10 protein-coding genes are annotated in these 15,690 nt (G+C 58.8%); 7 read left to right on the forward strand and 3 right to left on the reverse strand.

The genetic code is table 11. From position 1 onward, the window contains the following. Positions 1-110: 110 nt before the first annotated feature. Positions 111-485: a response regulator transcription factor gene (locus ACFFNA_RS12395; protein WP_378918544.1), complete on the forward strand. Its 375-nt coding sequence runs from the start codon at positions 111-113 to the stop codon at positions 483-485. 112 nt (positions 486-597) lie between these two features. Then, a complete protein-coding gene (rpoH, locus tag ACFFNA_RS12400) occupies positions 598-1,548 on the forward strand; it encodes an RNA polymerase sigma factor RpoH (RefSeq protein ID WP_378918546.1) in 951 nt (316 codons plus the stop codon). A gap of 312 nt (positions 1,549-1,860) precedes the next feature. On the opposite strand, the gene ACFFNA_RS12405 is transcribed toward rpoH, so the two are convergent. Then, on the reverse strand, positions 1,861-2,097 hold the full coding sequence (locus ACFFNA_RS12405; RefSeq protein WP_378918548.1) for a hypothetical protein: 237 nt from the start codon (positions 2,095-2,097) through the stop codon (positions 1,861-1,863). A gap of 380 nt (positions 2,098-2,477) precedes the next feature. Between ACFFNA_RS12405 and ACFFNA_RS12410 the strand changes: the two genes are divergently transcribed. The 5 genes from ACFFNA_RS12410 (at position 2,478) to ACFFNA_RS12430 (ending at position 12,994) form a co-directional block, all read left to right on the forward strand. Beyond that, positions 2,478-2,777, forward strand: coding sequence for a hypothetical protein (locus ACFFNA_RS12410; protein WP_378918550.1), 300 nt, complete (start codon positions 2,478-2,480; stop codon positions 2,775-2,777). Between the two features lie 963 nt (positions 2,778-3,740). Next, positions 3,741-4,913, forward strand: coding sequence for an efflux RND transporter periplasmic adaptor subunit (locus ACFFNA_RS12415; protein WP_378918552.1), 1,173 nt, complete (start codon positions 3,741-3,743; stop codon positions 4,911-4,913). After that, entirely contained in the window at positions 4,910-8,050 is a 3,141-nt protein-coding gene (locus tag ACFFNA_RS12420; RefSeq protein ID WP_378918554.1) for an efflux RND transporter permease subunit, read from the forward strand. Before ACFFNA_RS12415 ends, ACFFNA_RS12420 begins: the two co-directional genes overlap by 4 nt. Positions 8,051-9,599: 1,549 nt before the next feature. Then, the gene (locus ACFFNA_RS12425; RefSeq protein ID WP_378918556.1) at positions 9,600-10,505 is read left to right on the forward strand and encodes a hypothetical protein; all 906 of its coding nucleotides are present in this window, start codon (positions 9,600-9,602) and stop codon (positions 10,503-10,505) included. A 1,430-nt stretch (positions 10,506-11,935) separates the two neighbouring features. Continuing rightward, on the forward strand, positions 11,936-12,994 hold the full coding sequence (locus tag ACFFNA_RS12430) for a helix-turn-helix transcriptional regulator (protein WP_378918558.1): 1,059 nt from the start codon (positions 11,936-11,938) through the stop codon (positions 12,992-12,994). Positions 12,995-13,316: 322 nt separating this feature from the next. On the opposite strand, the gene ACFFNA_RS12435 is transcribed toward ACFFNA_RS12430, so the two are convergent. Both ACFFNA_RS12435 and ACFFNA_RS12440 read right to left on the reverse strand, forming a co-directional pair. Continuing rightward, positions 13,317-14,843 carry a Do family serine endopeptidase gene (locus tag ACFFNA_RS12435; RefSeq protein ID WP_378918560.1) on the reverse strand — a complete coding sequence of 509 codons (1,527 nt, stop codon included), beginning with the start codon at positions 14,841-14,843 and terminating at the stop codon, positions 13,317-13,319. 269 nt (positions 14,844-15,112) lie between these two features. Continuing rightward, on the reverse strand, positions 15,113-15,409 hold the full coding sequence (locus ACFFNA_RS12440; protein ID WP_378918562.1) for a hypothetical protein: 297 nt from the start codon (positions 15,407-15,409) through the stop codon (positions 15,113-15,115). Positions 15,410-15,690 lie beyond the last annotated feature (281 nt).

The raw sequence follows: 15,690 nt of genomic DNA on the forward strand, positions 1-15,690 counted from the left end.
ACACCTCTGTATAACTTTCGCTTTCACGACCGCAGGCGCAATATCTCGCCGAGAAACAGTCTTTGAAACAGCAATGCCTGGGTCATCGGCAAGCACGGAGGAATAGTGAATTGACCCGTAACGCGATGATCTCAATCATCGACGACGATGAGTCCGTTCGACTTGCAACCGCAAGCCTCATTAGATCGTTGGGTTTCATCGCATTTGCATTCGAATCGGCCGAGGATTTCCTGAGGTCATCTAGTCTGGAAGATACGTCGTGCTTGATCTGCGATATCCAGATGCCCGGAATGACAGGAATAGAGCTGCAGGATCATTTGATCGAACATGGCTATCACATACCGACCATTTTGATCACCGCCTTTCCCGAGGAACGTGTCCGCGAACGCGCTCGGGAAACGGGCGCGATCGGCTTCTTCCGCAAGCCGTTGGATAGCCAGGCCATGATCAGCTGTATCGATTCTGTGTTTCATGGCACGCGCTAACGGCACCTAGGTGCACCTTCGCCTTTCAAGCGAAGAGCGCGGCAAACAGCGGCAGCTCGAACAGAGAAGCCAACATCGAAAGTTCCCCTGCGACGCAAGCAAGGAGTGCTGCATGGCACGCGCAACAACAACAAATCCGTCGAGCGAACGCGGGCTTCGCCGTTATCTCGACAAGATCAAACATCTCCCCATGCTGACGCCCGGGCAGGAACAGGCGCTGGCAAAACGCTGGCGCGAGCACAACGACCCGGAGGCCGCTCACCAGCTGGTGGTGTCGCATCTTCGCCTGGTTGCCAAGGTTGCCATGCGTTACCGCGGCTACGGACTGCCGATGTCGGAGGTAATATCAGAGGGCAGCATCGGTCTGATCAAGGCAGTCAATCGCTTCGAACCGGAGCGCGGCTTTCGTTTGGCGACCTATGCTGTCTGGTGGATCAAGGCGGCCATTCGGGAATATGTCCTGCGTTCCTGGTCGCTGGTGAAGATGGGCACGACGCCCAATCAAAAAAAGCTGTTCTTCAATTTGCGGCGACTCAAGGCTCGCCTCTCGGCTCTTGACGATCATGACCTGCATGCAGATCAGGTGGAACTCATTGCAAGCAACCTTGGGGTGACGGAACAGGAAGTTATCTACATGAACGGCCGCATGGGCGGAGACACGTCGCTCAACGCGCCCCTGCGCGGTCGAGCCGAAGGCGAATGGCAGGATTTGCTTGTCGAGGGCGAGGACAACCAGGAGCACAAGCTCGTTCAGATCGAGGAGGCCTCCAACCGGCATAGAGCGCTGATCGACTCGCTTGGCGTGCTCAACGCACGCGAACGGCGCATTCTTGAGGCGCGTCGGCTTGCGGATGACCCGAGGAGTTTGGGGGATCTCTCCAGCGAATTCGGCGTTTCGCGCGAGCGCGTGCGTCAGATTGAGATGCGCGCCTTCGAAAAATTGCAAAATGCAGTGAAGGTTGTCTATGCGAAACGGGACGCCATGCCCGTCGCCGAACGCATGAACGTTGGAGTTGCGTCCATCGCACATCCTGATCCCGGAGCGTCTTGGGGCAGCCCATAGGTTACCAGCGCATCCGAAGCGACGACCGGTCCCGCCCTGGTCAGAGCGGGATACCTTGCAGCCAAGGCCTCGAAGGCGCGCTGCCTGCCTGTGTAGGGCATATTTGCCGGCAACACATGAAATCAACAAGTAATATATGTAGTTAAAAGATATATATATGTCAAACAATCGTATTATGCCGAGAGGTGTCTCCTGTATCTATATCAGTGTGGCTTTCAACGACTAAGAAAGCTTCAACTACAGGAGCGTATTATGAAAAGAGCAACAACAGTCTTGGCGACCATCGCCTTGGGCGCAATGCTGGCGGCTGGCTCAGCGACGGTCTCGATGGCGCACGGCGGTGGCGGCGGTCACGGCGGCGGCTTTGGTGGTAGCGGAGGCTTTGGCGGCGGCGGTGGTCATGGTGCGAGCATGGGCGGTGGCGGCCATGCCGGAGGTTTTGGCGGCGGCGGCAACGGCGAAGGCTTTGGCGGTGGTCGCGGCATGAACCCTAGCAGCGACGGTCGTACCGCAAGCATGGGCGATGGCGCCCATGTCCGCGGGGTCCATGGCGGTCATAGTTTCAGAAGGGGCCGCGGTTTCGGCAGTGACTTTTATGACGACGGCTACTGTGGTTACCCGTATCCATACTACGGATATCTCGGGTACCCATATTGTCCGTGATCCACGAGAGTCTCTTCGAATCCGGACTCCACAGCGCGAGTGGGGACCGGATTCGAACGCCGAAAGATTTGGCTCGCACGTCCACTGAACTGCGGCCCGGCTGAATTTCGTTTCGCACTGCCGATACCACCATGCACCCAACGGGTCATATCTACAGATCATGATATATATCTATCAAACATAGAGGCTATTTCGAGAAGGAAATACACGACTAATATAAGTGCTGTTCAAACAGTCTTGGAATTCTCAATCTGAAGGAGCGTATCGTGCGAAAATCAGCGACAACATTGGCGAAGATTACTTTGGGCGTGATGCTGGCGACCGGCACGGTGACGGTTTCCATGGCGCGCAGTGGCGGCAGTGACGGTCATGCCGTACACTTTAGCAGCGGTGCCATTGGCAACCGCCAGCACCACAAGGTCTTTTTTGGCGATCGGGAACTTGGCGATCTGCAACATGACAACCGGCCCTGGTTGAACGACGACACCGACACGGCTTACTGCTCGTTTGATGCCGTGAATCCGAGTTACTACGGATCCAATGGAATCTGGCACTCTTGCCTGTGACCCAATCTCGCCAACTGGCGTGGTTTGGGTGGTTTGGATTGAAACGGTTCTGTTTCCGGCTCCAATTGGCAAGTTGACCGATTTCCAGGCCAGCTTGCCTGTCGCAGATGCTCGACCTGCCTGGAGGAACCGTCAAATGCTCGGGGGTCGGCGTGCGAATAGGGAAATCCAGCCGCCTTTACGGAAGAGCGCTTCCCCTCCATCTGCCATCATCTCCGATCTGACCGGGCGAAATGCGTTCGAAGGCCCAACGACGTTCCTTCACGCATGCCTCACCTGGACACACGAAACGACGGTAGTTCCAATGCGAAATGACAATGATGTTGCGATGCCAATCTTGCCGATCGCCTTTGCGATCGCTCTCTTGTTCAGCGGGCCAAGCCTGGCGCAAGTCAGCACGACCACGCCCGCAATAGGAATGACCTCGCCCCTCTCTGGCGTTGGTTCGCCCCTCAATCCGGTTGGTATTCCCCTGGGCGCGGTCGAACTCGATCCTGGTGGCTTGACGACGCCTGCCTCTGTAGGCACGACCAATTCCGGGTGTACCGGAGCGACCTCCGCCCTCTCCACTTTCGATGGCGGAGGCGTTGACGGAGCCACGACCATGAGTGGGACGTCGTCTGTGAATCCGATGCCTTCAACAGCATTGGGCACCTGCAGCACGACGGCATCGGGCGCGTCGCCTTCCGGCACCACATCGATACTATCCACCACCACCGGCACATCGTCTGGGACATCGTCCAGGGGTCTTGGGACCCCGGTTGGGATTCCGCTGGGGTCTTCGGAACTCAGCAATTTGGGAGTGAGCCCGTTAATTGGCATTCCAACACCCGGTTTAACCGATCCGGTGACAAGTCCACTGGTAACGATTCCAACCTGCGGCAGTACGGGTGTGACAGGCACAAACACGCTGTCGGCGCCCGGCTGCTGAAAAAAGCGATCCCGTCTTTGTAGGAGCCTTCGATGCGCAAGCGACCCGTCATTGTTGCCGCGCTGCTGATTTTGATCGGCGGCGTTGGGTTTGCAGCCAAGCATGTCTACGATCCTTCCGAACCTGCGGCGGCCTCTGTTCCTCCGCCGGCGGTTCCGGTCGTTGCCGGAGAAGTAGCCAGTCACGACGTGCCGATCTACCTTCGTGGCGTGGGAACGGTGATCGCCTACAACAACGTGGTGGTGCATAGCCTGATTTCAGGACCGATTACGAAGATCGCATTCACGCAAGGTCAGACAGTGAAAAAGGGCGATCTGCTGGCGCAGATCGACCCAGATCCCTATCAGGCAGAAATCGATCAGATTATCGCGACCCGCGATCGCGACCAGGCGCAACTCGTCAACGCGCAGGCAAATCTGGACCGCTACACGCCCCTGCTGGCGAAAGGCTTTGCCACGTCCCAGCTGGTGGCCACTCAGAAGGCTCAGGTCATCCAGCTCCAGGCGACAATCAAGGCAGACGAGGCTCTGTTACAAGCCGCTCAGATCAATCTGAGCTACTCCCGCCTGACCTCGCCAATCGACGGTGTAACGGGTATCCGGCAGATCGACGAAGGCAACATCATTCATCCGACCGATACTTTTGGTCTGGTCGACGTTGCGCAGGTCCAACCGATCTCGTTGATCTTTACGCTGCCCGAGGACACGCTCCCGCAAATCCAGCGGCAGATGGCCAAGGGGCCGCTTACGGTCTTTGCGTACAGCCAGGACGACAAGACCAAGCTCGACGAAGGCAAACTCCTGCTTGTCGACAACCAGATCGTCCAGACGACAGGTACGGTCCGCCTCCGGGCCACGTTTCCGAACGCCCGGAACCAACTCTGGCCCGGAGCGCTCGTGAATGCGCGTTTGCTTCTTGATACCCGCACTGGGGGGCTGACGATCGCCGGGTCGGCGGTGCAGCAAGGTCCGAACGGCTCCTATGTTTATGTGATCGCACCTGATGGAACCGCGCAGATGCGGCCTGTCACTGTTGCGCAGTTGAGCGGGGGACAAGCCCTCATCGATTCGGGTCTTAAGGCGAACGAAACTGTCGTGGTCGACGGACAGTACAGGCTCGTGCAGGGCAGCCGCGTTCAGGTGCTGGTGGGCAAAGCCGCTGATGAAGCCGCCCTGCAAAGCGCAGTGCAGCAAGCGATCCCGTGAACGTCTCGGCCCCTTTCATTCACCGGCCGATCGCGACAAGCCTGCTGATGGTGGGTCTGCTGCTGTGTGGGCTCACCACCTACCAGCTTCTACCAGTCGCATCGCTGCCGAACGTCAACTTTCCTACGCTTCAGGTATCAGCGCAGTTGCCCGGCGCCGATCCCGAAACCATGGCGTCGTCGGTGGCCACCCCGCTTGAGCAACAGATAAGCCAACTCCCCGGCGTGACCCAGCTGACTTCGACCAGCGCGCTTGGCAGCACACAGCTCACCATTCAGTTCGACCTCAGCCGCAACGTCGACAGCGCGGCGGTTGACGTGCTGTCGGCGATCAATGCCGCCAGCCCCTTCCTGCCGCAGGGCATCCCCTATCCGCCAACCATCCGTAAGGTTAATCCGGCGGATACGCCGATCCTGGTGCTCGCACTGACATCCGATACCTTGCCGCTGACGACGGTCGATGCCTATGCGGAAAACATCCTGCTGCCGAAGATCTCGCAAATCTCCGGCGTGGGTCTTGTAGGCATCGGTGGCCAGCAGAAGCCGGCGATCCGTGTGCAGATCAATCCACAGGCGGCCGCGGCTCGCGGCATTGGGCTTGAAGATGTTCGCAACGTGCTCGGCGAGGCCAATGTCGATATTGCGAAGGGCACGCTCAACGGCCCGCGTCAAACCTTCACGCTCAACACCAACGACCAGCTGCTCAAGCCTGACGCCTACAATGATATTGTCGTTGCCTATCGCAATGGCTCGCCTGTGCGCATCCGCGACATCGGCACCGCGATCGACGGGCCGGAGAACCAGTTTGTGGCCGCCTGGTTCGGCAAGAAGCCCGCCATCTTGCTGGCTATCCGGCGTCTGCCCGGTGCCAATGTGATCGAGACGGTTGGCCGCATCCAGGCCCTGTTGCCCCAACTACAAGCCTCGATACCGCCCGGTATCAAGGTATCGGTCGTTTCGGACCGCACACAAACCATCCGTGCCTCGGTCGAGGACGTGCAGTTCACCTTGATGCTGACCATCGCCCTGGTGGTGATGGTGATATTCCTGTTCCTGCGCAATTTCTGGGCAACAGTTATTCCCGCAGTAACCGTGCCCCTTTCGCTGGTCGGCACCTTTGCCGTGCTCTATGCGTTTGGCTACAGTCTCGACAATCTGTCGCTCATGGCCTTGTCGATCGCGGTCGGCTTCGTCGTCGACGATGCAGTCGTGGTGATCGAGAACATCGTCCGCCACGTCGAAGACGGCCTCACCCCGATGCAGGCTGCGCTAAAGGGCTCGGGCGAAATCGGCTTCACCATCGTTTCGATTACGCTGTCGCTCATCGCGGTGTTCATTCCTCTATTTCTGATGGGGGGCTATGTCGGCGAACTCTTCCAGGAGTTCGCCGTGACGGTGAGCGTTTCACTGATCCTGTCGCTGGTGATCTCGCTGACGCTGACGCCAATGATGTGCGCGCATCTACTCAGGCATGAGGCCGACATCAGGCACGGGCGGCTCTATGATATTTGCGAAAGCGGCTTCGACGCGCTGCTTGGAGTGTATGAACGGGGCTTACGGGTCGTCCTGCGGCACAGTTTCGTTACGCTGCTCGTCATGCTGGGAACGATTGCCATCACTGGCTATCTCTACCTTGTCATCCCGAAGGGTTTTTTCCCGCAACAAGACACCGGCTTGATTATCGGCCTCACCGAGGCCGATCAGGACATCTCGTTCCCGGCGATGGCCGAGCGCCAGCAGGCGATAATCGACACTGTGCTGAAGGATCCGGCCGTAGCATCGGTCGCAGCCTCGATAGGAGCGAGTGGCGGGAGCACGCTCAATCGAGGGACGATGTACATCGCCCTTAAGCCCAACAACCAACGTGACGTCAGCGCCGATCAGGTGATCAGCCGGCTATCATCCCAACTCGCCAAGACCCAAGGCATAACGCTCTACATGCAAGCGGCGCAGGACATCACTATCGGCGGTCGCGTTTCGAAGACGCAATATCAATACACTCTGGTCGATGCCGATTCCAACGAGCTCAACCATTGGGCGCCGATCTTCCTCGACAAGCTTAAAGGCTTGCCGGGAATCGTCGACGTCGCCACCGACCAGGAGAATGCAGGACCACTACTCGATGTGACCGTCAATCGCGAAGTCGCGTCGAGTTTCGGTATCCTTCCATCGACCATCGACAACACGCTCGATGATGCCTTCGGCCAGCGCATCGTCTCCACGATGTTTACCCAGCTCAACCAGTATCACGTCGTTCTCGAGGTCAGCACGGAATTCCAGTACGGTCCAGAAGGGCTCAAGGATATCTATCTGAAGTCTTCGACGGGGCAGCAGGTGCCGTTGAGCGCCCTGGTGACCAGCGTGACCAAGGCCGCGCCGATCGTGATCAACCATCAAAGCATGTTCCCGGCGGTCACGATCTCCTTCAACCTGAAACCCGGCGCGGCGCTCGGAGATGCGGTTGCCGCTATCCAGCAGTTCGAACGCGATGCCGGAACGCCCGCTTCGCTTGCAACCAGCTTCCAGGGTAATGCGCAGGCCTTTCAGTCGGCGCTCTCAGGCACACCAATACTGATCGGAGTGGCGCTGGTTGTGATCTACATCATCCTCGGGGTGCTCTACGAAAGCATAATCCATCCGATTACCATTCTGTCGACGCTGCCTTCGGCCGCCATCGGTGCCTTGTTGTTGCTGATGGCGGTCCATATGGACTTCAGCGTCATCGCCATGATCGGCGTTATCCTGCTGATCGGCATCGTCAAGAAGAACGGCATCATGCTTGTCGACTTTGCGCTCCAGGTCGAGCGGAACGAAGGTCTCAGTCCAAAAGAGGCGATCTACCGCGCCTGCACGATACGTTTCAGGCCGATCCTAATGACCACCATGGCGGCCATGCTGGGCGGCGTGCCGATGATGCTGGGCTCCGGCGCCGGATCGGAAATCCGCCAGCCGCTCGGCTACACGATCGTGGGTGGCTTGGTGCTGTCGCAAATTCTCACGCTCTACACGACGCCGGTGGTCTACCTGTATCTTGAGCGGCTCGGCAAATTCCTGGGTGGCTTGCGAGGCGCAAGAACACTGCCTGTGGAACCCGAGCAAGGCGAACTCTTCTCCGAAACGACGCACCCAGCCGGCTAATGCATGTCGCTCAAAAGTGGCCCCGGTTTTGAGGCAACGACATGCATGGAAACAAAGACTTAGAGCGCGTCGCATGAATCCGTTTCGAACGCGACGCGCTTTAGGCGGGAGGTTCAGGTCCCGTTGTCAGGGGGTATGAAGCAGTAGACGGTGTTCCCAGCCGCGCAAATGTGGGCTGTTTCGTTCCAAGAGTAGGGGTGTTCAGGGACCCTTTTGGGCGGCTCGATCGGCGTCCATACTCCATTGAGTTTGCCCCACCACTTTCCCCCCTCGAACTTGGCGACCGTTGGCCGACAGTCGCCGCCGTTGCAGCATGAGCCACCCAGCGTGTTATGCATCCCCATGTAGATGCTGTGCCACTTCTCGTGTCGCTGGCCGTAGTTGCCCTCGGGAGGGCCAGCGGGGACGTGGGAAGTGTGGTCCTGAGCCAGTGCGGGGCTGGCCACCAGCAGGAAAACCAGTAGGCGGAAGTCCATCGCTCAACATCCTCCATTTGGTGTTGCGGGTTGTCTCGTCGAAACATTCCAGAGAGCAAAAGTAGTACTGGTGAGGTAGTTTCACCTCACGCGCGCAGCTTAGACATTTCATTCGTTGCTCCTTCTCTCCCTGGAAGCATGCATAGGTTTTGCCATTGGCTTGAATCATCCATTGGTATGGCTGCGTAAGCTAATTGGTGAAACCGTTACTTATGGCGTCTTCTCGAGTAGGTATCAGGCGGACATTCCTGGCAAGAACGGCGAAACTGTTAGGGCCGCGCGGCGATCAGCGCTCGACACGTCGGCTTTGCATGGAAGCCAATTGAAGAAGCCAAAGGGACGCAACGGGCGAAACTCGAACTAGGGCGGCGTTTGCGAAAGATGTTTCTTTGCTCGAGCGCAACACTCGACGCTCGATCACGAGGGTTTCAATGCATGGCGCCCAGGAAGTTGATGCGGCCCTACAAGTCCCCTGCCGGAGGTTGGGGCGTGCTGCGGGCGACCGGCCTGGCCCTCACAGAGCAGGGCATCGCAGTGGGCGCTGTCCGGCTCGGGTGCTTTCTACCCCTGGGTTGCGGTCGGCATGGTTCGATGCCTGGCTCCCCAGTTCCTGCCGGCACAGGCCCACTCGACTCGCCGATCATCGACGCGTTGTCATGGCGCGAGCGTCTCGGCAAGTCGCGCTGGTTCGAACTCTTCGCCGTGATGGTACCGCCCTGTCTTTTCGCCGTGCTCGCGGGCTGGACCACGGACGCCGGTACCAGATCGTTTTTGATTTGCCTCGCCATCTATTCGGATGCGTTGATCGCCTTGCTTTGGTTTGTAGAGAAAGACGATGCCCAGACTGAACCGCCCCTGTCTCATCCGCGCCCCTGGCGGAAGGTCCGATGCGTGAAGGGCCAAGGGGATGATCGTCCCCAATTCCTGCAGCCAGTGGATGTAAGCGAAACCCATGGACGACGAAGCGCTCGGCATCGGGCGCATCGAGGTGATCGAGGCCGAATCCTGGATCACCGTCGCCTTCGATTGTGAGCGCCCGGCCTGAAGGATGAATTTTTCGGTAGGAGAGTGGGATGGCTAACCGGGCCTGGCACCTGACGGTGCCCAGCTTCTTATTATCTCTCGTTGCAAGTTCGGAAGCGTCGGCGTCCTACGTTGGGGACCGCTTCTTTCCCTCGACTCTGGCGACCGTCGTTCCCACCCCGGCCGACTTCGTCAATTTTCCCCAATTGACGCAGTTGCCTGACACCGCCTCGCGCGAGGTCGACTTTCCTTTCTCCTACAGCAAGCTCATCACCCCGGATTGGTCGCTCTCGTTCACCGCGAACTACCGCATGATCGATCAGGGGAGCACACGGGCGGGCTTCGACAATCTGGTGCTCGGCACACAGTACGAACTCTATTCCAGTGCCAAGCATGAGTTCGTGCTCTCGACAGGCGGCACGCTGGCGCTGGGTGGCACCGGATCGTCCGACATCGGTGCCAACTCGTTCTCCACGCTGACGCCGACCGTTTACGTGGGCAAGGGCTTCGGCGATCTGTCGGGTTCAATGGCGTGGCTGCGCCCGGTCAATGTCACCGCGAGCCTCGGAGTCGCACTGCCAACCGAATCCACCACCGTGACCGGCACCACCTCGGTCGACAACCCAGACATCCTGCAATGGGGCTTTGCCCTGGAATACAGCCTGCTCACCAATTCGCGTTCCGCAGGCAAGGGGAATGCTCATCGCTTCGCCGAGGGTTTGGTGCCGCTGGTGGAATTTGCGATGCAGACGCCGCTGAACGGGCCGTCGGCTGGAGAGACTGCGGGCACGATCAATCCTGGCGTCATCTGGGTGGGCGAGTACGCCCAACTCGGGGTGGAGGCGATCATTCCGATCAATGAGAGCTCGGGCCGCGACATCGGCGTGCGTGCACAGCTCCACTTCTATCTCGGCAACGTCTTTTCGAACGCGATCGGAAAGCCGATCTTCGACTGATCGCGCGCCGCGTTGTGTATGAACGTGACCAGGGTCCTTCGCGGCCAGAGGCGAGGCCGCCATGCGAGGACCTCGGACCAATCGGTGAGAGTCGACAACGAGGAACGCCCTGGTCTTATGCTCCGCATCACTTCTTGTTGGCCGAATTATACTCCAAGGCTATGAAGATAAACAATTACAGCCACGCTGGATGTGTTTCGTATAGTGCCTCGAGACGTGTTTCGAAACCTATATAAACATCACCGGCATGAGCGACAATTCTGTCGCCAATTCGGGTTTCGCCGGCTGCGCAACAGAACAACAGGTGAAAACACATGAGCTCTCTCTCAATCGCGGCTGCATTCGCGGCAGTCCTCCTGTCGACCGCTTGGGCCGCAGCAGCAGGTTCGCCTCCGGGACACACGCAGGCGAAGTTCGATCATGTCGAACGAAAAACGAACAGCAACCACTCATTGTTGCCGAGGCACGTTCAAGTACCGACAACCAGATCGGCCAAGAAGCCCGTATCGCAGAACGACGGGGACGAGTATCCCTCGACCGATTCCGGCCTCTTTTCGGGCATGAACGGGTTTTGATGCGAAGGCGTCATGCGACGCGGTGATTGCGGTTGAGGCTGCCTTGACCGCGCCGTCGACTTGAGTTGGTCCCACCTGTGACAGAGCTTGGCGAACTGCCGACAGCGCTGTCCATTCCTTCCTGTCCAGGACATCGCGATGAGGCGGTCGAGCGCCAATGGCGACGTCGGATACTTGTCTCCGAAATCGCGCGATACATCGCGCCGCAAGCTAGTCGCATCGCCGAAGGTGCCGACGCCGGCAACGCTTCGGCGATCGACCGTGAATCGGTTCTGCTAGGGAGGCGGGAGGAAAAATGGGCCGATGACAGCATGTCATCGGCCCAAGAACTCGAGCGGTGAGAAACGCTCCCGGGGGGAAGAGCGCCTTCACAATCGATCAGCGGGCGAGGGAGGAGAGGCTCGCAGGATCAATCTGGCACGAGTTGGAGCGCTGCCACGATGGTGGACGGAAATGGGATCGAAACCACCGATCGCAGCGCCGACCTACAACCTAGTGCTTTTTGCCGCCGGTGCTTCGTCGTTCTTGCCGGCTTTGCATCCAGCTTGCGGATTTCGCGTGGAACCTCAAAAAGTCCAGGCCATGCAGGGACCCTCGTTCAAGGTCATCAAGACGTGACGTCCAGTAGCACCAAATCGACCAATCACTTGGGATCGGCCGCAATTGAAGAACCGGCCAATTGGTCGGCGCGGCACAAACACCATTACTATCGATCGCGACGCCCAATCACAAACCAAAGTATGAGTAGTTCAAACCAATACTCTATTACCGCCGACGGATGTAGGATGGGATAAATCATCGCCGGCGCCTTACGCTGACATCAGATGGGATAACCCAAAGGATGTGCGCCAAGCCATGTTGATGAATCCTGCCTCCAGTGACATCGATACACTCGCGATTGCTGCCTTCGCGGCCAATGCTCGGCGACCGGAGCAAATGGGACCATTCCTGTCGGCGGATTGGCGTGCTCCGTTCAACGGCGGAAAGGCACAACGTACCAACTCCGTGGCGCATGCGCAGTTCCGGCGCCGGAGCGCCGATGGGGCCGATTACCGTGTCGAGATATCTTCAGCCGACGCCGTGAGTAGTCGCACGGCGATTTCGGATGGGATAGTTGCCGAGGTGGTCCAAGCCGCCGGCCATGACAAATTCGAATTCCGGTTTCGCGCGCCCATGCACTTGCTGGTGGTCTACGAGCAGGGCACGCGGCGAGACGGTGATACCTTCGTCGAAGGTTTGCCCCGATCGAAACTGCGGGATTTTGGTCGCCGGCTTACCTTGGTGCCCGCCGGTAGCGAATATCTTGAATGGCATGCGCCGCGGACGTTTGCGCGTCTCATGTTTGTCTATCTTGATCCTGCCAAGCTGCAAGTTCCGTTCAACGCCGGCGTGACAGATGTGACGTTCGCGGCGAAGCTTTTCTTTGAGGACGCAACGCTTTTGGGCACGGCCCTCAAACTGATGAGGTCGCTCGAAAGTCCAACCCCAGAGAATCGGTGCTACCTGGAAGCACTGGGCATCGTCCTGGCTCATGAGCTGATCCGTTTCCACGAGGGGACGCCGAGAGCCGAACCTCAGCTTCGAGGCGGGCTTGCGGCTTGGCAGCAGCGGATAGTCACGGCGCATATCGAGGCGCATTTGGGCGAACCGGTACCGCTCGCCACTCTCGCGCAGCTTGCCAGGTTGAGCCCATGCTATTTTTGCCGCGCCTTCAAGGTGTCTTTTGGGATGCCTCCGCATCGGTACCTTACCAGCCGTCGAATCGAGCATGCCAAAGGTCTCCTTGCGACGCGCGCTCATTCGGTGACGGACATAGGATTGACTGTCGGATATAGCGAAACCAGCTCATTCACGGCCGCTTTTCGCAAGGCGACCGGCCTGACGCCGAGTGCTTTCCAGCGGAGCCTCGGATAGACCCTGGACGGCCCGGTTTGGCTGGGACCCGGTTGGCTGGGAATTTCGCAGTTCGTGGAACTCGTCCCCTGTGAAGCCAGCACTCTTCGATCGAGACTTCGTGCTGGTTCTCACCAACCCTGCCGTTGATCGGAGATCTGGTTTCTGGCGCAATTGGCGGGCGCGCTTTCTGTACCCGTTCCGCTATTTCCGCTTCATCGCTCTCGCCAAGGGGGGCGCCAGCTCGGCGACCTGCAATTTCGCCCCCTCCAGGAGACTGAAATCGTTTTCGCGTCAATCTGACGGTCCCGTCCCGGCGGTGTTGGCATCCGCATGTTTCATGTCAACCATTGCCGTATGGCACAGCGATGAAGATCTGCTGTTCACCACGCTTGATCAGCAGCAGCACTGACTTCTTGCTGGATTTTGTTGCGCCGCTAATGGCCTGGCTCGTCTCCTTAGCAGTCTGTACCGGCACGCGATTGACCGAGACGATGATGTCGCCCAATTCGATGCCAGAGGTGGCTGCAGGCTCGTCCGGATCGATTCCCTCGACCACGGCACCACGCACCTGCGAAGGCACATTCAGGGCCTGGCGGACGGTTTGATCGAGGTCACCAAGCGCCAGACCGAGTGTTGGAAAACTGGAATGCACCGGCTGGGAAGAGTTGATTGCGGCCACCTGTTTGACGCTGTCGTCATTGCCGCCGACGACCACCGACAACGCAACTGTCTTCCCATTGCGCCAAACGGACATCGCCTCCCTTTTTCCCGGCAAGAGATCCGCCACGGCTCGAGACAGGGTCTTGGGCTCCTTGATGGTTTGACCGGCGAATCCGGTGATGACGTCGCCGGTCTCGATGCCCGCATGAGCGGCGGGAGATCCATCGCCGACATGAGCGACCAAAGCACCTTCAGGCGTCGGCAGACCCAGGGCGTTGGCGAGGTCCGTTGTAACCGGCTGCATCTCGATGCCGAGCAGCCCATGTTCGATCGAACCGTTCTTCACCAGCTTGGCGACGATCTGTTTGGCCTCATTGGAAGGGATCGCAAATCCGACGCCGACGCTGCCGCCATTGGGCGAGTAGATCGCGGTGTTGATACCCACGACAGCGCCGTTGGTGTCGACAAGAGGCCCACCCGAATTGCCGTGGTTGATCGGCGCGTCGATCTGAAGGAAATCGTCGTAGGGACCACCGTTGAGGTCGCGTCCGCGGGCGGAAACGATTCCCGCAGTGACTGTCGTTCCGATGCCGAACGGATTGCCAATCGCTAGAATCGGGTCGCCTGCCCTGAGTCCGTCGGAATTGCCCCAGGCAACAGTGGGAAGGGGCTTCCCAGCCGTTACTTTCAGGACCGCAAGGTCCGACTTTGCGTCGTGGCCGACAAGGGTCGCCGGCAGCTCGGTTCCATTGTCAAGCGTCACCATGATATCCGAAGCTCCGTCGATGACATGGTTGTTGGTGACGATGGTGCCGTCTGAGCTGATGATGAAGCCGGAACCAAGGGCCTCTGCCAGTTGCGTCGCTCCTTGCGGTGGTGCCTTGGGCGCCGGGATTCCCCGATTGCCGAAGAATTGCGGCAACCTCTCATTGGACGACGGACCGCTGTCTGAGGGCTGAGTTTGATCATCGGGCGCCGATGAAGTTTTCATGATCGACGTGATCGTCACCACCGCCGGCTTGTCGGCCGCAACGATCGGAGCATAGGAGGTGGCCGAAGCGCCAATGGCGGAGGCAACCGGGGACGAACCCGCTTGCGTATTGGCCAAACTCGCGTTCAGAGCGACCCCAGCGGCGAGCGGCGCTACGAAGACGGCGGAGAAAAGCAGCACGGCGCGGTGCCTGCGGAGGATGTTGAAAGTTGACATGGTCGCGATCCGTGCGAGGCCTTGGTCCTGGCGCCGTGGCGTGTTCCTCGTGCGGAACCGTCTATCCGGCGTATGGCCGATCGGATGCGCTAGCCTCGCTGATGAACTTCCGATCGAGCCGATTTACTTAAGCCGGTACTGGTTGCGTCCGGGTTGTGCTTTTGTTTGCAAGACTGCGGCGGTCATTTGCGGGACGACGCAGTTTCTTTCGAGAAAGATCGACCATTTCGATTTTGGAAGTGTCTCCTCGCTGGAGCCCGCATTGGGCTTCAGTCAACTTTGGCCACTTCAGCTGCCTGATCTGGAATCAAGAGTACCCGGCAGGTCATGCCCTCGCACTTGAGCAGGTAGACGGTCTGATTTGGGACGGACTCGGCCTCGAGGCGATCCGCAGAAGTCGGATTTTTGCAAGGGAAACCTTGGCTTCGCACTTGGTCGGCAACGACGGTAGCCACGGTGTCCAGGTCTTTGGCTGTGGCGGTCGCTACGGTACCGGCGAGACAGATCGACATGAAAACACCGGCGCCAATGGATGAAATCCGCAACAGCGCTCGATTACAGCCCATTTGTAGTCTCCTCGTCATATTTCGCCCGCAACCGCTACCCCAGAAAATCGGTGGCTTCGACCTTGGAAGCCGTCCGTCGCAGACGGTCACATCGTGACCGACTCCAACAGGTTCGCTGCCGCCAGCGGCCTATCCCCAACCGGACGGATACGACGTTCATCTGCCCGACATTCATCTGCCCGACATTCATCTGCTTGCCACTCTCGGGCCGTCTTCAATTGAACCGCCTTCCATCACGTTCGACAGCAGCAATACCGGCTGGTTTGTGGAACGGCTTTGTC

It is taken from the genome of Mesorhizobium kowhaii (assembly GCF_042431665.1).
Lineage (GTDB): Bacteria > Pseudomonadota > Alphaproteobacteria > Rhizobiales > Rhizobiaceae > Mesorhizobium > Mesorhizobium kowhaii.